This window comes from Georgenia wutianyii (assembly GCF_006349365.1).
In the GTDB taxonomy this organism is placed as follows: domain Bacteria; phylum Actinomycetota; class Actinomycetes; order Actinomycetales; family Actinomycetaceae; genus Oceanitalea; species Oceanitalea wutianyii.
The window spans coordinates 3348405-3362069 of record NZ_CP040899.1; the positions used below are offsets into that span (position 1 = coordinate 3348405).

A 13665-nucleotide genomic window follows, 5' to 3' on the forward strand; every position below is an offset into this window, starting at 1 on the left:
GTGTGGCCTGCGGCCGGCCGGCGCAGGCGGACGGGCTACCAGTTCTGTCCGCCGCCGAAGCCGCCGCCGCCGCGCTCCTGCTCCTCCTGGCGCTCGCGCTCGGCGTCGCGGTTGCGCTCCTCGAGCTCCTCCTGACGGGGGTCCTGGGTGGGCTCGGGGGTCGGCTCCGCGCTGGGCTCCTCACCCGGCGTCGGCTCCTCGGACGGCTCGTCGGACGGCTCGTCGGAGGGCTCGTCGGTGGGCTCCCCGCTCGGCTCCTCGGTGGGCTGGTCCTGCGGGTTCTGGCGGTCCTCGCGGGCCTGGTCCTCCTTGTCCTGCTGACGCTCGGAGGTCTGCTCGTTCTGCGGGGAGGTCGTGCACGGGGCGATGACCTCCTGCGCCTCGGCGTAGTAGGCCTCGGCGATGCCCGGGTCGCCGTCGCCGGTCGCCGCGACGTCGCCCAGCGCCTCGATCGCCAGCGAGAGGTTGGTGCGCACACGGCACTCGGGGGACTCCGGCGCCTTGCTGCCCTCGGGACCGCCGGGCAGCGGCCCCGCCTCCGGGACGCGCTCGAGGGCCACCCGCAGGTCCTCCACGGCGAGGAAGTGCTCCTCGGCCCGGTACAGCGCGGTCCCCCGGTTGAACCAGGCCTTCCACTGCTCGGCGAAGCCGGTCCAGCGCTGCTGCGCCTCGTACTGGTCCGCGGCCTCGGGGAAGCGCAGCGCGTCGTAGTCCCGGGTGCCGAGGAGGTTGCCGGCCCACGTCCCGAGGAGCAGCGAGCCGACGACGAGGAAGGCGAGGACGACGGGCGCCGACCACGCGAGGAGGCGACGGCGCAGGCGCAGGTGCGGCGGCAGCGCTGGGCGCTCGCGGGTCCGGCTCATGCCGCGCTCCTCTCACGCCGCACGGGGGCGCCGGGCCGCGGGAAGTGGCGCGCCTGGTGCCACGCCTCCCACGCGAGGAGCACGGCGAGCACCGCCGCGGCCGGCCAGTAGACGTCCTCGTAGACCGACACGTCGCGCCGGCCGTCCGCGGCGATGGTCTCCGCGTCGATCCCGGCGACGAGCCCGCCGACGTCGGAGGGCTGGTTACGGTGGACGTAGTCGAGCCCGAGCTGCTCGGCGACCCGCCGCAGCTGCGTCTCGTCGATGCGTGAGACGGCGGGCGGGGACCCGGGCTGGGTCTCGTCGAGGATCCACTCGGCGTCGGTGCCCGCGCCGGTCTCGTCGGTCCCGTCGTAGACGCGCATCTGCCCGCCCTGCGCGGTGCCGTAGCCGAGGACCGCGCCACCGTCGACGAGCGGGGCGAGGTCGGCGAAGGACTGCGGCTCGCCCTCCTCGCTGCCGTCGCCGCTCGTGTTCTCGCCGTCGGACAGGAGGAACACGACGCGCACGTTCTCCGGGTTGCGCTCCGCGGCACCCTCGAGCGCCGCCGTGAGGGTCGGCAGCGGCCGGTCGACCGCCGAGCCCGCCGAGTAGGCGGTGATCTCCTGGACGAGGGTGTCGGCCCACGTGCGCACGGCGCGCGCGTCGGTGGTGAGCGGGAGCTGGCGGGCGGCCTGGGAGTCGAAGGTGATGACCGAGTACCGCGCGCCGGGCATCGCCTCGACGATCGCCTCGACGTCGTGCCGCACCCCGTCCAGGCGGGGCTGCCCGCCCGCGTAGTCCTCCGCGGCCATCGAGCCGGTGCGGTCGACGACGAAGAAGACCTCGACGTTCGTCGCGACCGTCGTCGTCGTGCTCGGGACCGCCGGACCGAGCGCGACGACGAGGAGGGCGAGGACCATCCCGCCGCGGCGCAGCCAGGAGGGGAACGAGCCGTCACCGCTGCGGCGCGCGCGCACGGCGGCGAGGACGCACACGGTCACGAGCGGGAGGATGACGACGGCGACGGCCCACGCGGGCCACACGAGACGCAGGATCATGAGCGCAGCCTCCATGCCGCGAGCACCAGCCCGGCGACCCCGGCGACGGCCAGCCACAGCACCGTCTCGGGGCGGTCGGTGATGACGACCTCGGGGGCGGCGTCGAGCTCGACGGCCTGCTGGGAGTCGATGTCGGCGACGATCGCGTCGACCGCGGCCGGGTCGTCGGCCTGGTAGAACAGCCCGCCGTGGCCGGTGACCGCCTCACGGAAGGCCTGCTCGTTCTCGCGGGAGTAGGACTCGTCGGAGGAGGCGAACAGGCCGTAGAGGCGGATGTCGCGCTCGGCGGCGAGGTCCGCGGCCTCCTGCAGGCCGTAGATCGGCGCGCCGAGCACCTGGTTGTCGGTGACGAGGATGATCGAGCGGGACCGCTCGGTGTCCGACGCGTCGAAGGCGAAGGCGCACGTGGCGAGCCCGTCACCGACGAGCGAGGAGGAGTCCGGGTCGTGGGACATCGTCCCCGCGACGAACTCCTCGAGCTGCTCGAGGGCCTCCGGGGAGTGGAACAGGGCGTCGAGGTCGAAGTCCAGCGCCTCGGCGGCGGCGTCGAGCTCCTCGGTGACGAGGGCGTAGTCGTCGGTGAGCGGGAAGACCGAGCGGGAGGTGGAGTTCCACACCGACAGGGCGATCCGCTCGCCGTCGAAGGACTCGACCATCTGGGAGAAGGTCCGCACGATCTCGCTGTCGAACTCGATCATCGAGCCGGACACGTCGAGGCACAGGACGATGTCGCGGGTGGCCATGACCTCGGCGCGCACGTCGCGGTCGGCGGGCCGGGCCAGGAGCAGGGCGGTGCCGAGGGAGGCGACGAGCGTGAAGACGCCGAGCCCGCCGAGGGCCACCTGGTACAGGCGCATCCGCCTGCGGTAGGTGGGCAGGCGGCGCAGGTAGCCGGTGTTGGCCAGCCAGCGCACCTGCCGGGCAGGGCGGCCCTCGCGCGGCATGAACCAGCCGAGCACCGCGGCGGCGAGGACGAGCCCGAGGACCACCGGGATGAGCCACGTCATGAGCATCACCACTGGCGGATCACCTCCCGGGCGCGCTCGGCGGCCGTCACGGCCTCGGCGTCGCTGCGCCGCGCGAAGGACGGCTCCTCCCACAGGCGCAGGAGGTCACCGAGCCGGGCGGTGGGGTCGTAGCCGGCGATGTCCCCCGCCGTCCACGACCGCACGTCCCGCCCGATCCGCTCGGAGGCGAACTCGCGCATGATCCGGGCGAGCTCGAGGTGCAGCCCGCGCAGGTCCTCCTCACCCCGCCGGTAGGACTCCAGGGCGGCGTCGACGTCCGCGGCGAAGCGCGCCCGCCCGTCGGGCGACACGGAGCCCGCCTCGGTGGGCCGGGCGCGGCGGGTGGAGAGCAGGACGAAGGCGTACCAGCCGGCGACGGCGAGCAGGAGCACGCCGCCCAGCACGGGCACCCACGCCGAGTAGGCCTCGGGGGGCAGCAGGTCCTCAAGCCCGGACACGGCGCTGCCTCCGGAACAGGTCGAGGAGGGCGTCGACGACGTCGTCGGAGCTCGAGGCGACGACGTGCTCGATCCCGCGGCGGCGCAGCATGTCGCGCACCCGCTTCTTGCGGTTGGCCACGGCCGTGGTCGCGGCCGCGTGCAGGCGGCGGTCGCGCTGGAGGAAGGGGGGCAGGACGAGTCCTCCCTCGACGTCCGCGACGGGGCCCAGGCCCGGGGTGGTGGGCACGGCGTCGGCCACCGAGATCACCATGATGTCGTGGCGGGTGCGCAGCCGGCGCAGCGCCTCCTCGTCGGTGAGGGCCGGACGGGCCTCGTCGGTGATGAGCACGACGAGCGTGCGCCGGGTGGCCGAGGTGAGGATCCGGTCCAGGACGCGGGACAGGTCCGAGGACGGCGCCTCCCGGGTGAGGTCGCGCTCGAGGATCCGCAGGAGCATCTCCATGTGGCCGGTGCCGCCGCGCGCCGGGACCTGGGTGATGCGACGCGAGTCGCCGGCGACGAGCCCGACGAGGTCGCCGCGGGCGCGGGCGAGGTAGGCGACGACGTCGGCGGCGAACAGCGCGATCTCCGACTTGCGCTCCCCGCTCGGGGCGGTGGCCGCCATCGAGCGGCCGGTGTCGACCGCGAGGACCATCGCGAGGTTCGACTCGTGGACGAAGCGGCGGATGACCGGGTGGCCCGTGCGCGCCGAGGCCTTCCAGTCGATGTCCTTGACGTCGTCGCCCGGGTGGTACTCGACCATGTCGTCGAAGTCCTGCCCGTGCCCGGTGAAGATCGAGCGGTGCTGGCCGTCGAGCAGGCCCGAGGCGCGCCGGACCGTGGGCAGGTCCAGGCGCGCTCGGATCTTCGCCAGCCGCGACGCGCTCGACATTTACGGGGCGGGGACGGCGGCGAAGACGGCGTCGATGAGGGCCTCGGGCGCGACGTTGTTCGCCAGGGCGTCGTAGGTGCGCACGAGCCGGTGGCGCAGGACGCTGTGGCTCAGCGCCTTGACGTCGTCGGGCACGACGTAGGTGCGGCCCTGCTGCAGCGCGTGCGCCTGGGCGATGCGCATGAGCGCGATCGCACCGCGCGGGCTGGCGCCGACGCGCACGTGCTGGGAGAACTTCGGCAGGGGCCGCGGTCCACCGCCGCGGGTGGTGTTGACGACGGCGACGACGTACTGCTTGATCGACGCGTCGACGTACACCTGGGAGGCCAGCCGCTGGAGGAACATGACGTCCTCCAGGGTGATCGGCTCGCTGCGCAGCGGGGCGTCGAAGGAGCCGGAGCTGATGCCGTCGAGGATGCGGATCTCCTCGGTCGGCGTCGGGTAGGTGAGCACCTCCTTGACGAGGAACCGGTCCATCTGCGCCTCGGGCAGCACGTAGGTGCCCTCCTCCTCGATGGGGTTCTGCGTCGCGAGCACCATGAACGGCTTGGGGAGCGGGTAGACCTCCCCGCCGATCGAGGTCTGCTTCTCCTGCATCGCCTCGAGCATCGCCGACTGCGTCTTGGCGCTGGACCGGTTGATCTCGTCGAGGAGCACGAGGTTGGCGTGGACGGGGCCGAGCTGGGTGGTGAACGTCCCGGTGCCGTAGTTGAAGATCTGCGTGCCGACGATGTCGTTCGGCATGAGGTCGGGGGTGCACTGGATCCGGTGGAAGGAGCCCGAGACCGACGACGCGAGCGTCTGTGCCGCCGTCGTCTTGGCCAGGCCCGGCACCGACTCCAGGAGGATGTGCCCGCCGGCGAGCAGCGTGGAGACGAGGGCGACGCGCAGCGCCTCCTGGCCGATGACCCGCTGGCCGAAGATGTCGTTGACGCGCCCGAGCAGCTCGGCGGAGCGTCGCAGGTCGGTCTGGTCGATGGTCGCCGCGCTGGGCGCGAGGCCCGTGCCGGTCGGTGTGGTCATCGTTCCCCTTGTCCTCGAAGCCGGCCGCGGCCGGCCCGGCCTGCGCCGTGTACCTGCGCGAGTATGCCATCCACGCCTGGGGGCGGCCCGGGGGTTGCGTGGGGCCGCGCCGGGCGGATCTACCCTGGACGCGTGAGCCCCACGCCCCCCACCGCCCCACCCCGGCCCACGCTCGGTCTGCCGCTGGCGGCGGTCGCCGCGGGGGCCGCGCTCGTCCTCGGGCTGCTGTTCTCCGGCGCCGTCGCCCCCAGCGGCGTGCTCGACCCGGGGGCGCTCGTGCGCTGGGGCGTGCCCGCGACCACCGTGCTCGCCGACGCCGCCGCGGCGGCGACGATCGGCGCCCTCGCGCTGTGCGCGCTCGTCCTGCCCGCCCCGGCCCGCCCGGGCGCCGGCGGTGCGGCCCGCCGGGCGGCCTCCCGGCACACCGCCGTCGACGGGACTGCGTGGCTGCTCTCGGCCCGGGTCGCCGCCGTCGCCGCGGTGCTCTGGACGCTCGCGGGAGTCGTGCGCATCGTCCTCACCTACGCCCGCACCTCCGGTCGCGGGCTCACCGAGCCGAGCTTCGGGCCCGAGCTCGCCCACTTCGTCACCCAGATCCCCGTGGGGCGCCACTACCTGGTGGCGACCGTGCTCACCGCGGTGCTCGCCACCGTGTGCGTCGCCGTCGTGACGCCCACGGGCGCGGCCCTCGCCTCGGTGCTCGCGCTCGTCGCGCTCGTCCCGATCGCGCTCACCGGGCACGCCGCCGGGGCCGCGGACCACGGGCTCGCCGTGTCGTCGATGTGGCTGCACATCGGCTCGATGTCGCTGTGGGCGGGTGGCCTGGGAGTGCTCTGCCTCGTCGGGCGGCGCCTGGGGATCGACCGGGACGCCGCGGTGCGGCGCTACTCCGCCCTCGCCGGGTGGAGCTTCGCGCTCGTGGGGATCTCCGGCCTGGCCAACGGGATCGTCCGGGTCGGCTCGCTGGCGGGCCTCGGCACGCCCTACGGGCAGCTCGTCCTCGTCAAGACCGGCGCGTTCCTCGTGCTCGGTGTCGTCGGCTGGCTGCACCGTCGGCGCACGGTGCCGCAGGTGGCGCAGCGGCCGGGCCTGTTCTGGCGGGTGGCGGCCGTCGAGGTTCTCCTCATGGCCGCGGTCATCGGCGTCTCGGTCGCCCTGGCGGCCAGCCCGCCGCCCGTGCCGCAGGAGCCGACCACGCGGCCCAGCCCGGTCGAGGCGGTCACCGGGTACCCGGCGCCGCCGACGCCGTCCTTCGCCGCCTGGCTGAGCGAGTGGCGGGTGGACATCCTCTTCGCCGTCGCCGCCGTCGCCGCGATCGCCGTCTACCTCACGTGGGCGCGGCGGCTGCGCCGGCGCGGGGACGACTGGCCGGCGCTGCGGACCGTCTCCTGGGTCGCCGGCGTGGTGCTCTTCGCCTGGGTGACCTCCGGCGGGCCGGCCGTCTACGGGCTCGTCCTGTTCAGCGCCCACATGCTCCAGCACATGCTGCTCGCCATGGTCGTGCCGATCCTCTTCGTGCTCGGCGCGCCGGTGACGCTGGCCCTGCGGGCGCTCCCGGCGCGGACCGACGGCTCCCGCGGGCCGCGGGAGTGGCTGCTCGCGCTCGTCCACTCCCGGTGGGCGCAGTTCCTGGCCCGGCCGGTGGTCGCGGCGATCAACTTCGCGGGCTCGATGATCGTCTTCTACTACTCCCCGCTGTTCGCCTTCGCGCTCGACATGGACCTGCACATCGGGCACGTGCTCATGGTCGTCCACTTCACCCTCGCGGGGTACCTGTTCGCCAACGCGCTCATCGGCATCGACCCCGGACCGAGCCGCCCGTCCTACCCGATGCGGCTGCTCCTGCTCTTCGCGACGATGGCGTTCCACGCGTTCTTCGGCGTCTCGGTCATGCAGGCGACGACGCTCTTCGCCGCCGACCACTTCGGCCGCCTCGGGCTGCCGTGGGGCGTGGACGCGCTGGCCGACCAGGAGCTCGGCGGCGCGCTCGCCTGGGGGATCGGGGAGCTGCCCACGCTCGTGCTCGCCGTCGCCGTCGCCATCGCGTGGTCGCGCGACGAGGACCGCACCGCGCGTCGCCAGGACCGCCAGGCGGACCGGGACGACGACGCCGCCCTCACCGCCTACAACGCCCGCCTCGCCCAGCTCGCCGACCACGACCGCTGACCCGCTCACCCCCTCCCTTCGCCGACAGCCGACTTCCGCGCGAGAGCCGACTTCCGACGCGCGTCTACGACCTGGGTCTGACCCCCGTCCCCCTGCGGGCCGACGTGACAGGCCGGACGAGCAGCCCCGCGGCTGATTCGCGCGCGGCCGGTCCCGGCCAGCATGGAGGTATGGACGAGCAGAAGACCGCGACCCTCAACCGGCCCACGGCACGCGGGGGCGGCGCGCCCCTCACGCAGCGTGCGCTGCGGGCGGGGTGGTGGACGACTGCCGTCACCTTCACCGTCGGCGCCTTCGTCGCGCTCGACCGTGCGGCCTGGGTCGACGGGCTGGCCGAGCCCACCCAGAACGCGCTGCGCATCGCGACCGGCGCGGCGCTCATCGCCCTCGCCGGTCTGCTCGACCCGTGGGGGTCGCGCGAGGAGCCGCGCGACTAGCCGATCCAGCTGCCGAGCTCGACGTCCCTGCCCTCGAGCCGCAGCTCGAGCCCGTCCCGGCCGACCGCGAGGCGGGTCGGCTCGAGACCGTCGGAGAGCCCGGGGATCTCGATCCGCGCGTCCCGGAGCGCGCCCTCGAGGAGGTCGATGACCTCCTGCGGCACGTCCGCCGTCCCCACCGAGATGTCCTCCAGACGCAGCCCGACGGCGCCGTCGACGATGACCGGCTCCACGCGCGCGTCGAGCTCGAGCCCGCCGGCGTCGATCCCGACCTGGAGGAGCCCGTCCGCGACCTCCACCTGCAGCGGCAGGCCGGGCAGCCCGCCCTGGCCGAAGGCGTCGCGCAATGTCGACACCGGGATGTCCGCGTTGATCTCGACGGTCTCGGCCCGGTAGGGCTCCCGGGGCGTGACCCCGCGCGCCGCGACACGGACGTCCTGCAGCTCGAGCCCGTCGGCGACGAGGCTCGGCGCCCTGCCGCGGATCTCGGAGAGCCGGCCGGCCAGCACCTGGGTGAGGAACGGGAAGCCGTCGATCTCGACCTCCGTCCCGGGGGCGAGCTCGGCCCACTCGCGTGCCTCGGCGAGCACCCGGTTCTCGGCCTGCGCGACGGCGAACCGGTCGACGGCGACGAAGGCCGCCCCGAGGACGACGAGGACGATAAGGACCACCGTGGCGACGCGACGCATGGGCCAACCGTACGGGCCGAGCCGCCCGCGGACATGTCGCTCGAGCGCCGGCGCGGCCGCGCCCCTGTCCGACCACGTCGGCCACGGACCGGGGAGGAGGTACGTCGTCCGCACACGTCAGACTGCCCCACCACACGGGGCAACCTGACGTGCAGAGAACGCACCACCCGCCCCCCTCGGCCGGTCAGACTGCCCCACCACACGGGGCACCCTGACGTGTCCCGCCCTCAGCACCCGCCGTCGGCGCCGCCGGAGCGGAGCACAGGCCCGCAGAGGGCGTGGGCGGAGCGGGGGTGGGCGGCGACGAGCAGGGATCAGTAGGGCCAGCGCAGCCCCTCGCCGGGCTCACGGGGCCGAGGCTCCCGGCCGAACCGCGTCCCCGGCGGGATCGCGAACCCCTCGGCCGTCCACCGCGGCTGAGGTCCGCAGCGTCCGGTGCCCAGGAACTCGTGCAGCACCCACCACAGCGGCGCGTTCGCCATCCTCGGCACCTCCCTGACCTCCCTGTGTGCCGGGAAGCGACGGTCGGAGCGGTCACGGGCCCGTAGGTCCGTCGGGGTCCACCGGGTGACGAGCTCACCGTCGGCCCCGACGACGCCCAGCGAGTGACCGGTCCTCCCGAGCAGGTCGAGCACCAGCTCGAGAGAGCACCCCAGCGCGGACCGTTCGACCCGGGCGAGCGTGGACTTCGGGACGCCGGCCGCCTCCGCGAACGCCCGCTGGCTCATCCCCAGCTCGCGGCGGGTCGCGCGCAGGACGAGGCCCACCTGCTCGTGGAACGGGACGGTCGCCATGCGATGACCGTGCACCCTCGCCCGTCGCGGCGTCGGCACGGACCCCCGCCCCTGGGGACCGGGGTGCAGGGCGTCCGACTGTGGACCGGCGCGCCGAGGCGGAGTTCGTAACGACGAGGTCACGTTTCCGTAACGCCACCTCCGTAGCGTCCGACTCCCACGACAGTTCCTCACTGCAGGAGGCAGGCATATGCACCACCGCAGAACCGCCACACGCCGCATCGCTCTCGCGGCGCTCGTCCCGTCCATGGCGCTGACGCTCGTCACCGCACCCGCGAGCGCGGCCGCGGACGACGGCACCGCCGACAGCCTGGTCGTGGAGGCGACCATCTCCTCCATCCACCAGGCTCTGGCCGCAGGCGACGTGTCCTGCACCGACCTCGTCGCGGCCTACGTCGACCGGATCGAGACCTACGACGCCGAGACGACGAACGCCGTGCAGGTCGTCAGCACCCAGGCCATGGCAGCGGCCGCGGAGCTCGACGCCGAGTACGCGCGGACCGGCCTCACGGGGCCGCTCCACTGCGTCCCGGTCCTCGTCAAGGACCAGGTGGAGACCGCGGACATGCCGACGACGTACGGCTCGGCGATCTTCGCCGGCTTCGAGACGGGCCGGGACGCCACCGTGGTGACCCGCCTGCGCGAGGCAGGCGCCGTCATCCTCGCCAAGACCAACATGGGCGAGTTCGCCAGCGGCTGGGCCGGCTCCGCCTTCGGCGTGTGCCGCAACCCCTACGACCTCTCCCGCGCCGCGAGCAGCTCCTCGTGCGGGACCGGCGCGGCAGTGGCCGCCAACTACGGTGCCGTCGGGATCGCCGAGGACACCGGTGGCTCGACGCGCGGTCCGGCGGCGTGGAACAACGCCGTCGGACTGCGTCCGACGACCCCGCTCATCAGCCGGTACGGGATGATGCCCGCCAACCCGACCTACGACACCCTCGGCCCCCTCACCCGCACGGTCGAGGACGCCGCGATCGTCACGAGCGTCATCGCCGGGCCGGACCCGAACGACCCGCTCACCGCCGAGGCCGAGGGGCACGTGGACGACTACGCCGCCGGCCTGGACGCCGACGACCTCGAGGGCAAGCGCGTGGGCGTGGTCCGCGAGCCCATGTCGGCCGACACCGACACCACCGCCCCCGACTACGCCCGGGTGCAGGCCGTCGTCGACGCCGCGTACGCCGACATGGAGGCGCTCGGCGCCGAGGTGATCGAGGTCGAGATCCCCCGGCTTCGCGAGCTCCTCGCGGCCTACTCCGCCGGAGGCGCCGAGACGGAGGCCGCGACCAACGCCTACCTGGCCGACCTCGCCGACATCTCCGACCCGCCCGTCGCCACCTTCGAGGAGATCGCGACCTCGCCGCTCGTGACGCCGACCCGGCAGGCGAGCCTGCGCAGCCTGCTCGGACGGACGACCCAGGACCCCGAGTACCTCGAGGGCGAGCAGATGCGCGAGGAGCTCCGCCAGGCGGTCCTCGCCGTGATGGACGAGCACGAGCTCGACGCCATCGCCCACGCGACGTTCGACCACGAGGCACCGGTCATCCCCGCCGACCAGCTCACCAACCCGGACGCGACCGCGGGACTGCGTCAGGGCAGCAACCGCAACCTCGCCCCGGTCACCGGCTTCCCGGCGCTGGCGGTCCCCGCCGGCTTCACGACCGCGGGCATCCCGGTCGGCATCGACCTCCTCGGCCGCCCCTGGTCGGAAGCCGTGCTCTTCGAGATGGCCTACGCCTACGAGCAGGGCACGCAGCACCGCACGGCACCGGCCGACTTCCCCGCGCTGCCGGACGAGCCGGGCACCACGCCCCCGCCGGCGGGTCCGCGGCCCACGGCGACGTTCCACCTGAGCAACGACTGGCGCGGCACGACCCACACCACCCTCCCCTACGGGCAGCGCACCGACGAGGTGCTCATCGGCGACTGGGACGGGGACGGGAGCGAGTCCGTCGCCGTGCGCCGGGGCAGCACCTTCCACGTCCCGGACCCCACCGGTGCCGAGGCGGTCCTCTCCTACGGGCGTCCGGGTGACGCAGTCCTCGTGGGGGACTGGGACGGCGACGGCACGGACACCTTCGCCGTCCGGCGGGGGGCCACCTACTACGTGAAGAACTCCCTGCGCGGCGGGAACGCCGACGTCGTCCTCACCTACGGCCGGCCGTCCGACACGGTGCTCGTCGGGGACTGGGACGGCAACGGCACCGACACCCTCGCCGTGCGACGCGGGGCCGACTTCCACGTGAAGAACTCCCTCAGCGGCGGCGCGGCCTCCGTGTCCTTCACCTTCGGACGCCCCGGGGACATCGCCCTCACCGGCGACTGGGACGGCAACGGCACCGACACCCTCGCCGTGCGACGCGGGGCCGACTTCCACGTGAAGAACTCCCTCAGCGGCGGCGCGGCCTCCGTGTCCTTCACCTTCGGACGCCCCGGGGACATCGCCCTCACCGGCGACTGGGACGGCAACGGCACCGACACCGTCGCGGTCCAACGGGACCGCACGTTCCACGTGAGCAACTCGCTGCGGGCGGGGGCGGCAGCGACCGTCGTCACCTTCGGCAGGACGGGGGACGAGGTGCACGTCGGTGACTGGGACGGCGACGGGAGCCAGACGCTCGGCATCCGCCGCACGACGGCCGGCTGACGGAAGGGACCCGCGGTCCTCTCGACCGCGGGTCCCGTCCGCTCACCCCTCCCAGGCGTGGCGCAGGGGCGAGGCGTCGAGGTCCACGAGGAGGTCGGCGACCGAGTCGTAGACGGCGACGGCGCCGGCGCCGGTGAGCTCGGCCTCGCTGATTCCTCCGGTGAGCACGCCGACGCACGGCACCCCGGCGCGGGCGGCGGCCTCGACGTCCCACACGGTGTCCCCGACGAAGACGGCGCGGTCGGCCGGGACGTCGACGGCGTCCAGCGCCGTCCTCACGATGTCGGGGTCGGGCTTGGCCTCCTCGACGTCGCCTGCGGAGGTGACGGCGTCGACGTCGTCGACGATGCCGAGCACCCTCTCGAGGATCTCCAGCTCCTCCGGGGCGGCGGAGGTCGCGAGGACGACGCGCACGCCGCGTTCCTTGAGCGCGCGGACGAGCTCGGGGACCCCGTCGAACCGGTGGAGCTCGTCGGCCGCCTCCGCGTAGTAGCGCGTGTGCAGCTCCTCCGCCCGCTCCCCGAGCTCCTCGAGGCGGTCACCGAGCAGCTCGGCGAGCAGCAGGCTGCCGCCCATCCCGATGCGTCGGTGGATGCGCCAGGCGTCCACCGGGTGGCCCACCTCCCGGAACGCGCGCGTCCACGCGAAGGTGTGGACGTAGTTGGAGTCGGCGAGAGTCCCGTCGATGTCGAGGAGCACGGCACCGGGCGCGTCGGTAGGCATGGGACGTTCGTACCGCAGGGCGCAGGTCCCCGCATCCGCGCCCGGCGTCACTCCTCGTCGGCGTCGTCGGCGGCGTCGAGCCGGTGGCTCATGTCGGTGTACCAGGCGAGGGCGTCCATTCCCGTCAGGCCGAGCTCGGCGGCGACGGCGAGGAGCACCTGCTCCCGCTCGGCCTCCAGGGCGTCCCCGAGCGTGACGTCGGACGCCGCGAGCGCCTGCTGCAGGCGGCGGGTGAACCACTCGGCCACCTCGACCGCCACCGGCGACGGGTGCTCGCCGGCCATGTGCTCGCCCTCGACCATGACGAGCTCGACCGCCTGCACCGCCCTGCTCGTGACCTCGGTGTCACTCAGCCGTGCGCTCAGGTCGGCCGAGACCTCCTGCAGGGCGCGGGCGCGGCCCTCCGCGCGGACGTGGTCGAGCAGCTCGGCGAGGTCACCCTCGGGAGGCAGTCCGAGGCGCAGCTGCGCGCGCCGCACCTCCCCCAACCCCGGGATGGCGGCCACCGCCGCCTCGAAGACGGGCACGACGGCCTCGACGGCCGCCTGCGCCCGGGTGAGGTACAGCTCGCGCACGCTCTCGGTCAGCCGCTCCCACGTGTCGGTGCCGGCGGCCTCACGCAGCGCGAGGCGCCGCGCCGCCTCCGGCACGACCTGCTCCACGACGTCACCGAGCATCCGCGTCGACTCGTCCCAGGGCTCCTCCGGCTCGCCGAGCAGCTCGGCGCGCAGCCGGGCGCGCTCCTCGCGCAGCCAGTGGATCTGCCGCTGCGCCGCGGACAGCGCGCGGGCCAGCTCCACCTCGACCGAGCCCTGGGCTGCGGCGAGGAGGTCCTCCCCCTCCGGGACGCCGTCGGCGACCGCCACGACACCAACGCTAGCCGCGCGGACCGTCCACAGCGAGGGGGTACCCGGCGATTCCGGCCCGGATGCGCCTGCCGACCC

At 74.3% G+C, this 13665-nt stretch carries 13 protein-coding genes; 3 read left to right on the top strand and 10 right to left on the bottom strand.

The genetic code is table 11. The features are described 5' to 3' along the window. Positions 1-35: 35 nt before the first annotated feature. From FE251_RS14875 to FE251_RS14900, 6 genes are read right to left on the bottom strand one after another with little or no spacing between them, the layout of a single operon-like run. The gene (locus tag FE251_RS14875; RefSeq protein ID WP_139949159.1) at positions 36-863 is read right to left on the bottom strand and encodes a prolipoprotein diacylglyceryl transferase; all 828 of its coding nucleotides are present in this window, start codon (positions 861-863) and stop codon (positions 36-38) included. Then, positions 860-1903, bottom strand: a complete 1044-nt coding sequence (locus tag FE251_RS14880; RefSeq protein WP_168202756.1) for a vWA domain-containing protein — start codon at positions 1901-1903, stop codon at positions 860-862. Before FE251_RS14880 ends, FE251_RS14875 begins: the two co-directional genes overlap by 4 nt. After that, positions 1900-2910, bottom strand: coding sequence for a VWA domain-containing protein (locus FE251_RS14885; protein WP_168202757.1), 1011 nt, complete (start codon positions 2908-2910; stop codon positions 1900-1902). The genes FE251_RS14880 and FE251_RS14885 overlap by 4 nt, the downstream gene beginning before the upstream one ends. Before the next feature lie 5 nt (positions 2911-2915). Next, positions 2916-3368 carry a hypothetical protein gene (locus tag FE251_RS14890; RefSeq protein ID WP_139072331.1) on the bottom strand — a complete coding sequence of 151 codons (453 nt, stop codon included), beginning with the start codon at positions 3366-3368 and terminating at the stop codon, positions 2916-2918. Continuing rightward, entirely contained in the window at positions 3355-4242 is an 888-nt protein-coding gene (locus FE251_RS14895; protein WP_139072330.1) for a DUF58 domain-containing protein, read from the bottom strand. Before FE251_RS14895 ends, FE251_RS14890 begins: the two co-directional genes overlap by 14 nt. Then, positions 4243-5265 carry an AAA family ATPase gene (locus FE251_RS14900; RefSeq protein ID WP_139072329.1) on the bottom strand — a complete coding sequence of 341 codons (1023 nt, stop codon included), beginning with the start codon at positions 5263-5265 and terminating at the stop codon, positions 4243-4245. Between the two features lie 132 nt (positions 5266-5397). Between FE251_RS14900 and FE251_RS14905 the strand changes: the two genes are divergently transcribed. Both FE251_RS14905 and FE251_RS14910 read left to right on the top strand, forming a co-directional pair. Next, positions 5398-7431 carry a cytochrome c oxidase assembly protein gene (locus tag FE251_RS14905; protein WP_230976460.1) on the top strand — a complete coding sequence of 678 codons (2034 nt, stop codon included), beginning with the start codon at positions 5398-5400 and terminating at the stop codon, positions 7429-7431. A 170-nt stretch (positions 7432-7601) separates the two neighbouring features. Further along, entirely contained in the window at positions 7602-7868 is a 267-nt protein-coding gene (locus FE251_RS14910) for a hypothetical protein (RefSeq protein WP_139072327.1), read from the top strand. Here the strand turns inward: FE251_RS14910 and FE251_RS14915 are convergent. Both FE251_RS14915 and FE251_RS15600 read right to left on the bottom strand, forming a co-directional pair. Further along, entirely contained in the window at positions 7865-8557 is a 693-nt protein-coding gene (locus FE251_RS14915; protein ID WP_139949163.1) for an LmeA family phospholipid-binding protein, read from the bottom strand. The genes FE251_RS14910 and FE251_RS14915 overlap by 4 nt on opposite strands. Before the next feature lie 314 nt (positions 8558-8871). Beyond that, entirely contained in the window at positions 8872-9351 is a 480-nt protein-coding gene (locus FE251_RS15600; protein ID WP_168202758.1) for a helix-turn-helix domain-containing protein, read from the bottom strand. Positions 9352-9541: 190 nt separating this feature from the next. On the opposite strand from FE251_RS15600, the gene FE251_RS14925 reads away from it, so the two are divergent. Further along, positions 9542-11998 carry an amidase gene (locus FE251_RS14925; RefSeq protein ID WP_139949165.1) on the top strand — a complete coding sequence of 819 codons (2457 nt, stop codon included), beginning with the start codon at positions 9542-9544 and terminating at the stop codon, positions 11996-11998. Between the two features lie 42 nt (positions 11999-12040). On the opposite strand, the gene FE251_RS14930 is transcribed toward FE251_RS14925, so the two are convergent. Both FE251_RS14930 and FE251_RS14935 read right to left on the bottom strand, forming a co-directional pair. Next, the gene (locus tag FE251_RS14930) at positions 12041-12721 is read right to left on the bottom strand and encodes an HAD family hydrolase (RefSeq protein WP_139072323.1); all 681 of its coding nucleotides are present in this window, start codon (positions 12719-12721) and stop codon (positions 12041-12043) included. Positions 12722-12768: 47 nt separating this feature from the next. Then, positions 12769-13587 (bottom strand): hypothetical protein, encoded by an 819-nt coding sequence (locus FE251_RS14935; RefSeq protein ID WP_139072322.1) that lies wholly within the window; start codon positions 13585-13587, stop codon positions 12769-12771. Between the last annotated feature and the right edge of the window lie 78 nt (positions 13588-13665).

Bases quoted from the DNA above. Each gene is read 5' to 3' on its own strand.
- FE251_RS14875 (WP_139949159.1), bottom strand. From the start codon at position 863: ATGAGCCGGACCCGCGAGCGCCCAGCGCTGCCGCCGCACCTGCGCCTG.
- FE251_RS14880 (WP_168202756.1), bottom strand. From the start codon at position 1,903: ATGATCCTGCGTCTCGTGTGGCCCGCGTGGGCCGTCGCCGTCGTCATC.
- FE251_RS14885 (WP_168202757.1), bottom strand. From the start codon at position 2,910: ATGACGTGGCTCATCCCGGTGGTCCTCGGGCTCGTCCTCGCCGCCGCG.
- FE251_RS14895 (WP_139072330.1), bottom strand. From the start codon at position 4,242: ATGTCGAGCGCGTCGCGGCTGGCGAAGATCCGAGCGCGCCTGGACCTG.
- FE251_RS14900 (WP_139072329.1), bottom strand. From the start codon at position 5,265: ATGACCACACCGACCGGCACGGGCCTCGCGCCCAGCGCGGCGACCATC.
- FE251_RS14910 (WP_139072327.1), top strand. From the start codon at position 7,602: ATGGACGAGCAGAAGACCGCGACCCTCAACCGGCCCACGGCACGCGGG.
- FE251_RS14915 (WP_139949163.1), bottom strand. From the start codon at position 8,557: ATGCGTCGCGTCGCCACGGTGGTCCTTATCGTCCTCGTCGTCCTCGGG.
- FE251_RS15600 (WP_168202758.1), bottom strand. From the start codon at position 9,351: ATGGCGACCGTCCCGTTCCACGAGCAGGTGGGCCTCGTCCTGCGCGCG.
- FE251_RS14925 (WP_139949165.1), top strand. From the start codon at position 9,542: ATGCACCACCGCAGAACCGCCACACGCCGCATCGCTCTCGCGGCGCTC.
- FE251_RS14930 (WP_139072323.1), bottom strand. From the start codon at position 12,721: ATGCCTACCGACGCGCCCGGTGCCGTGCTCCTCGACATCGACGGGACT.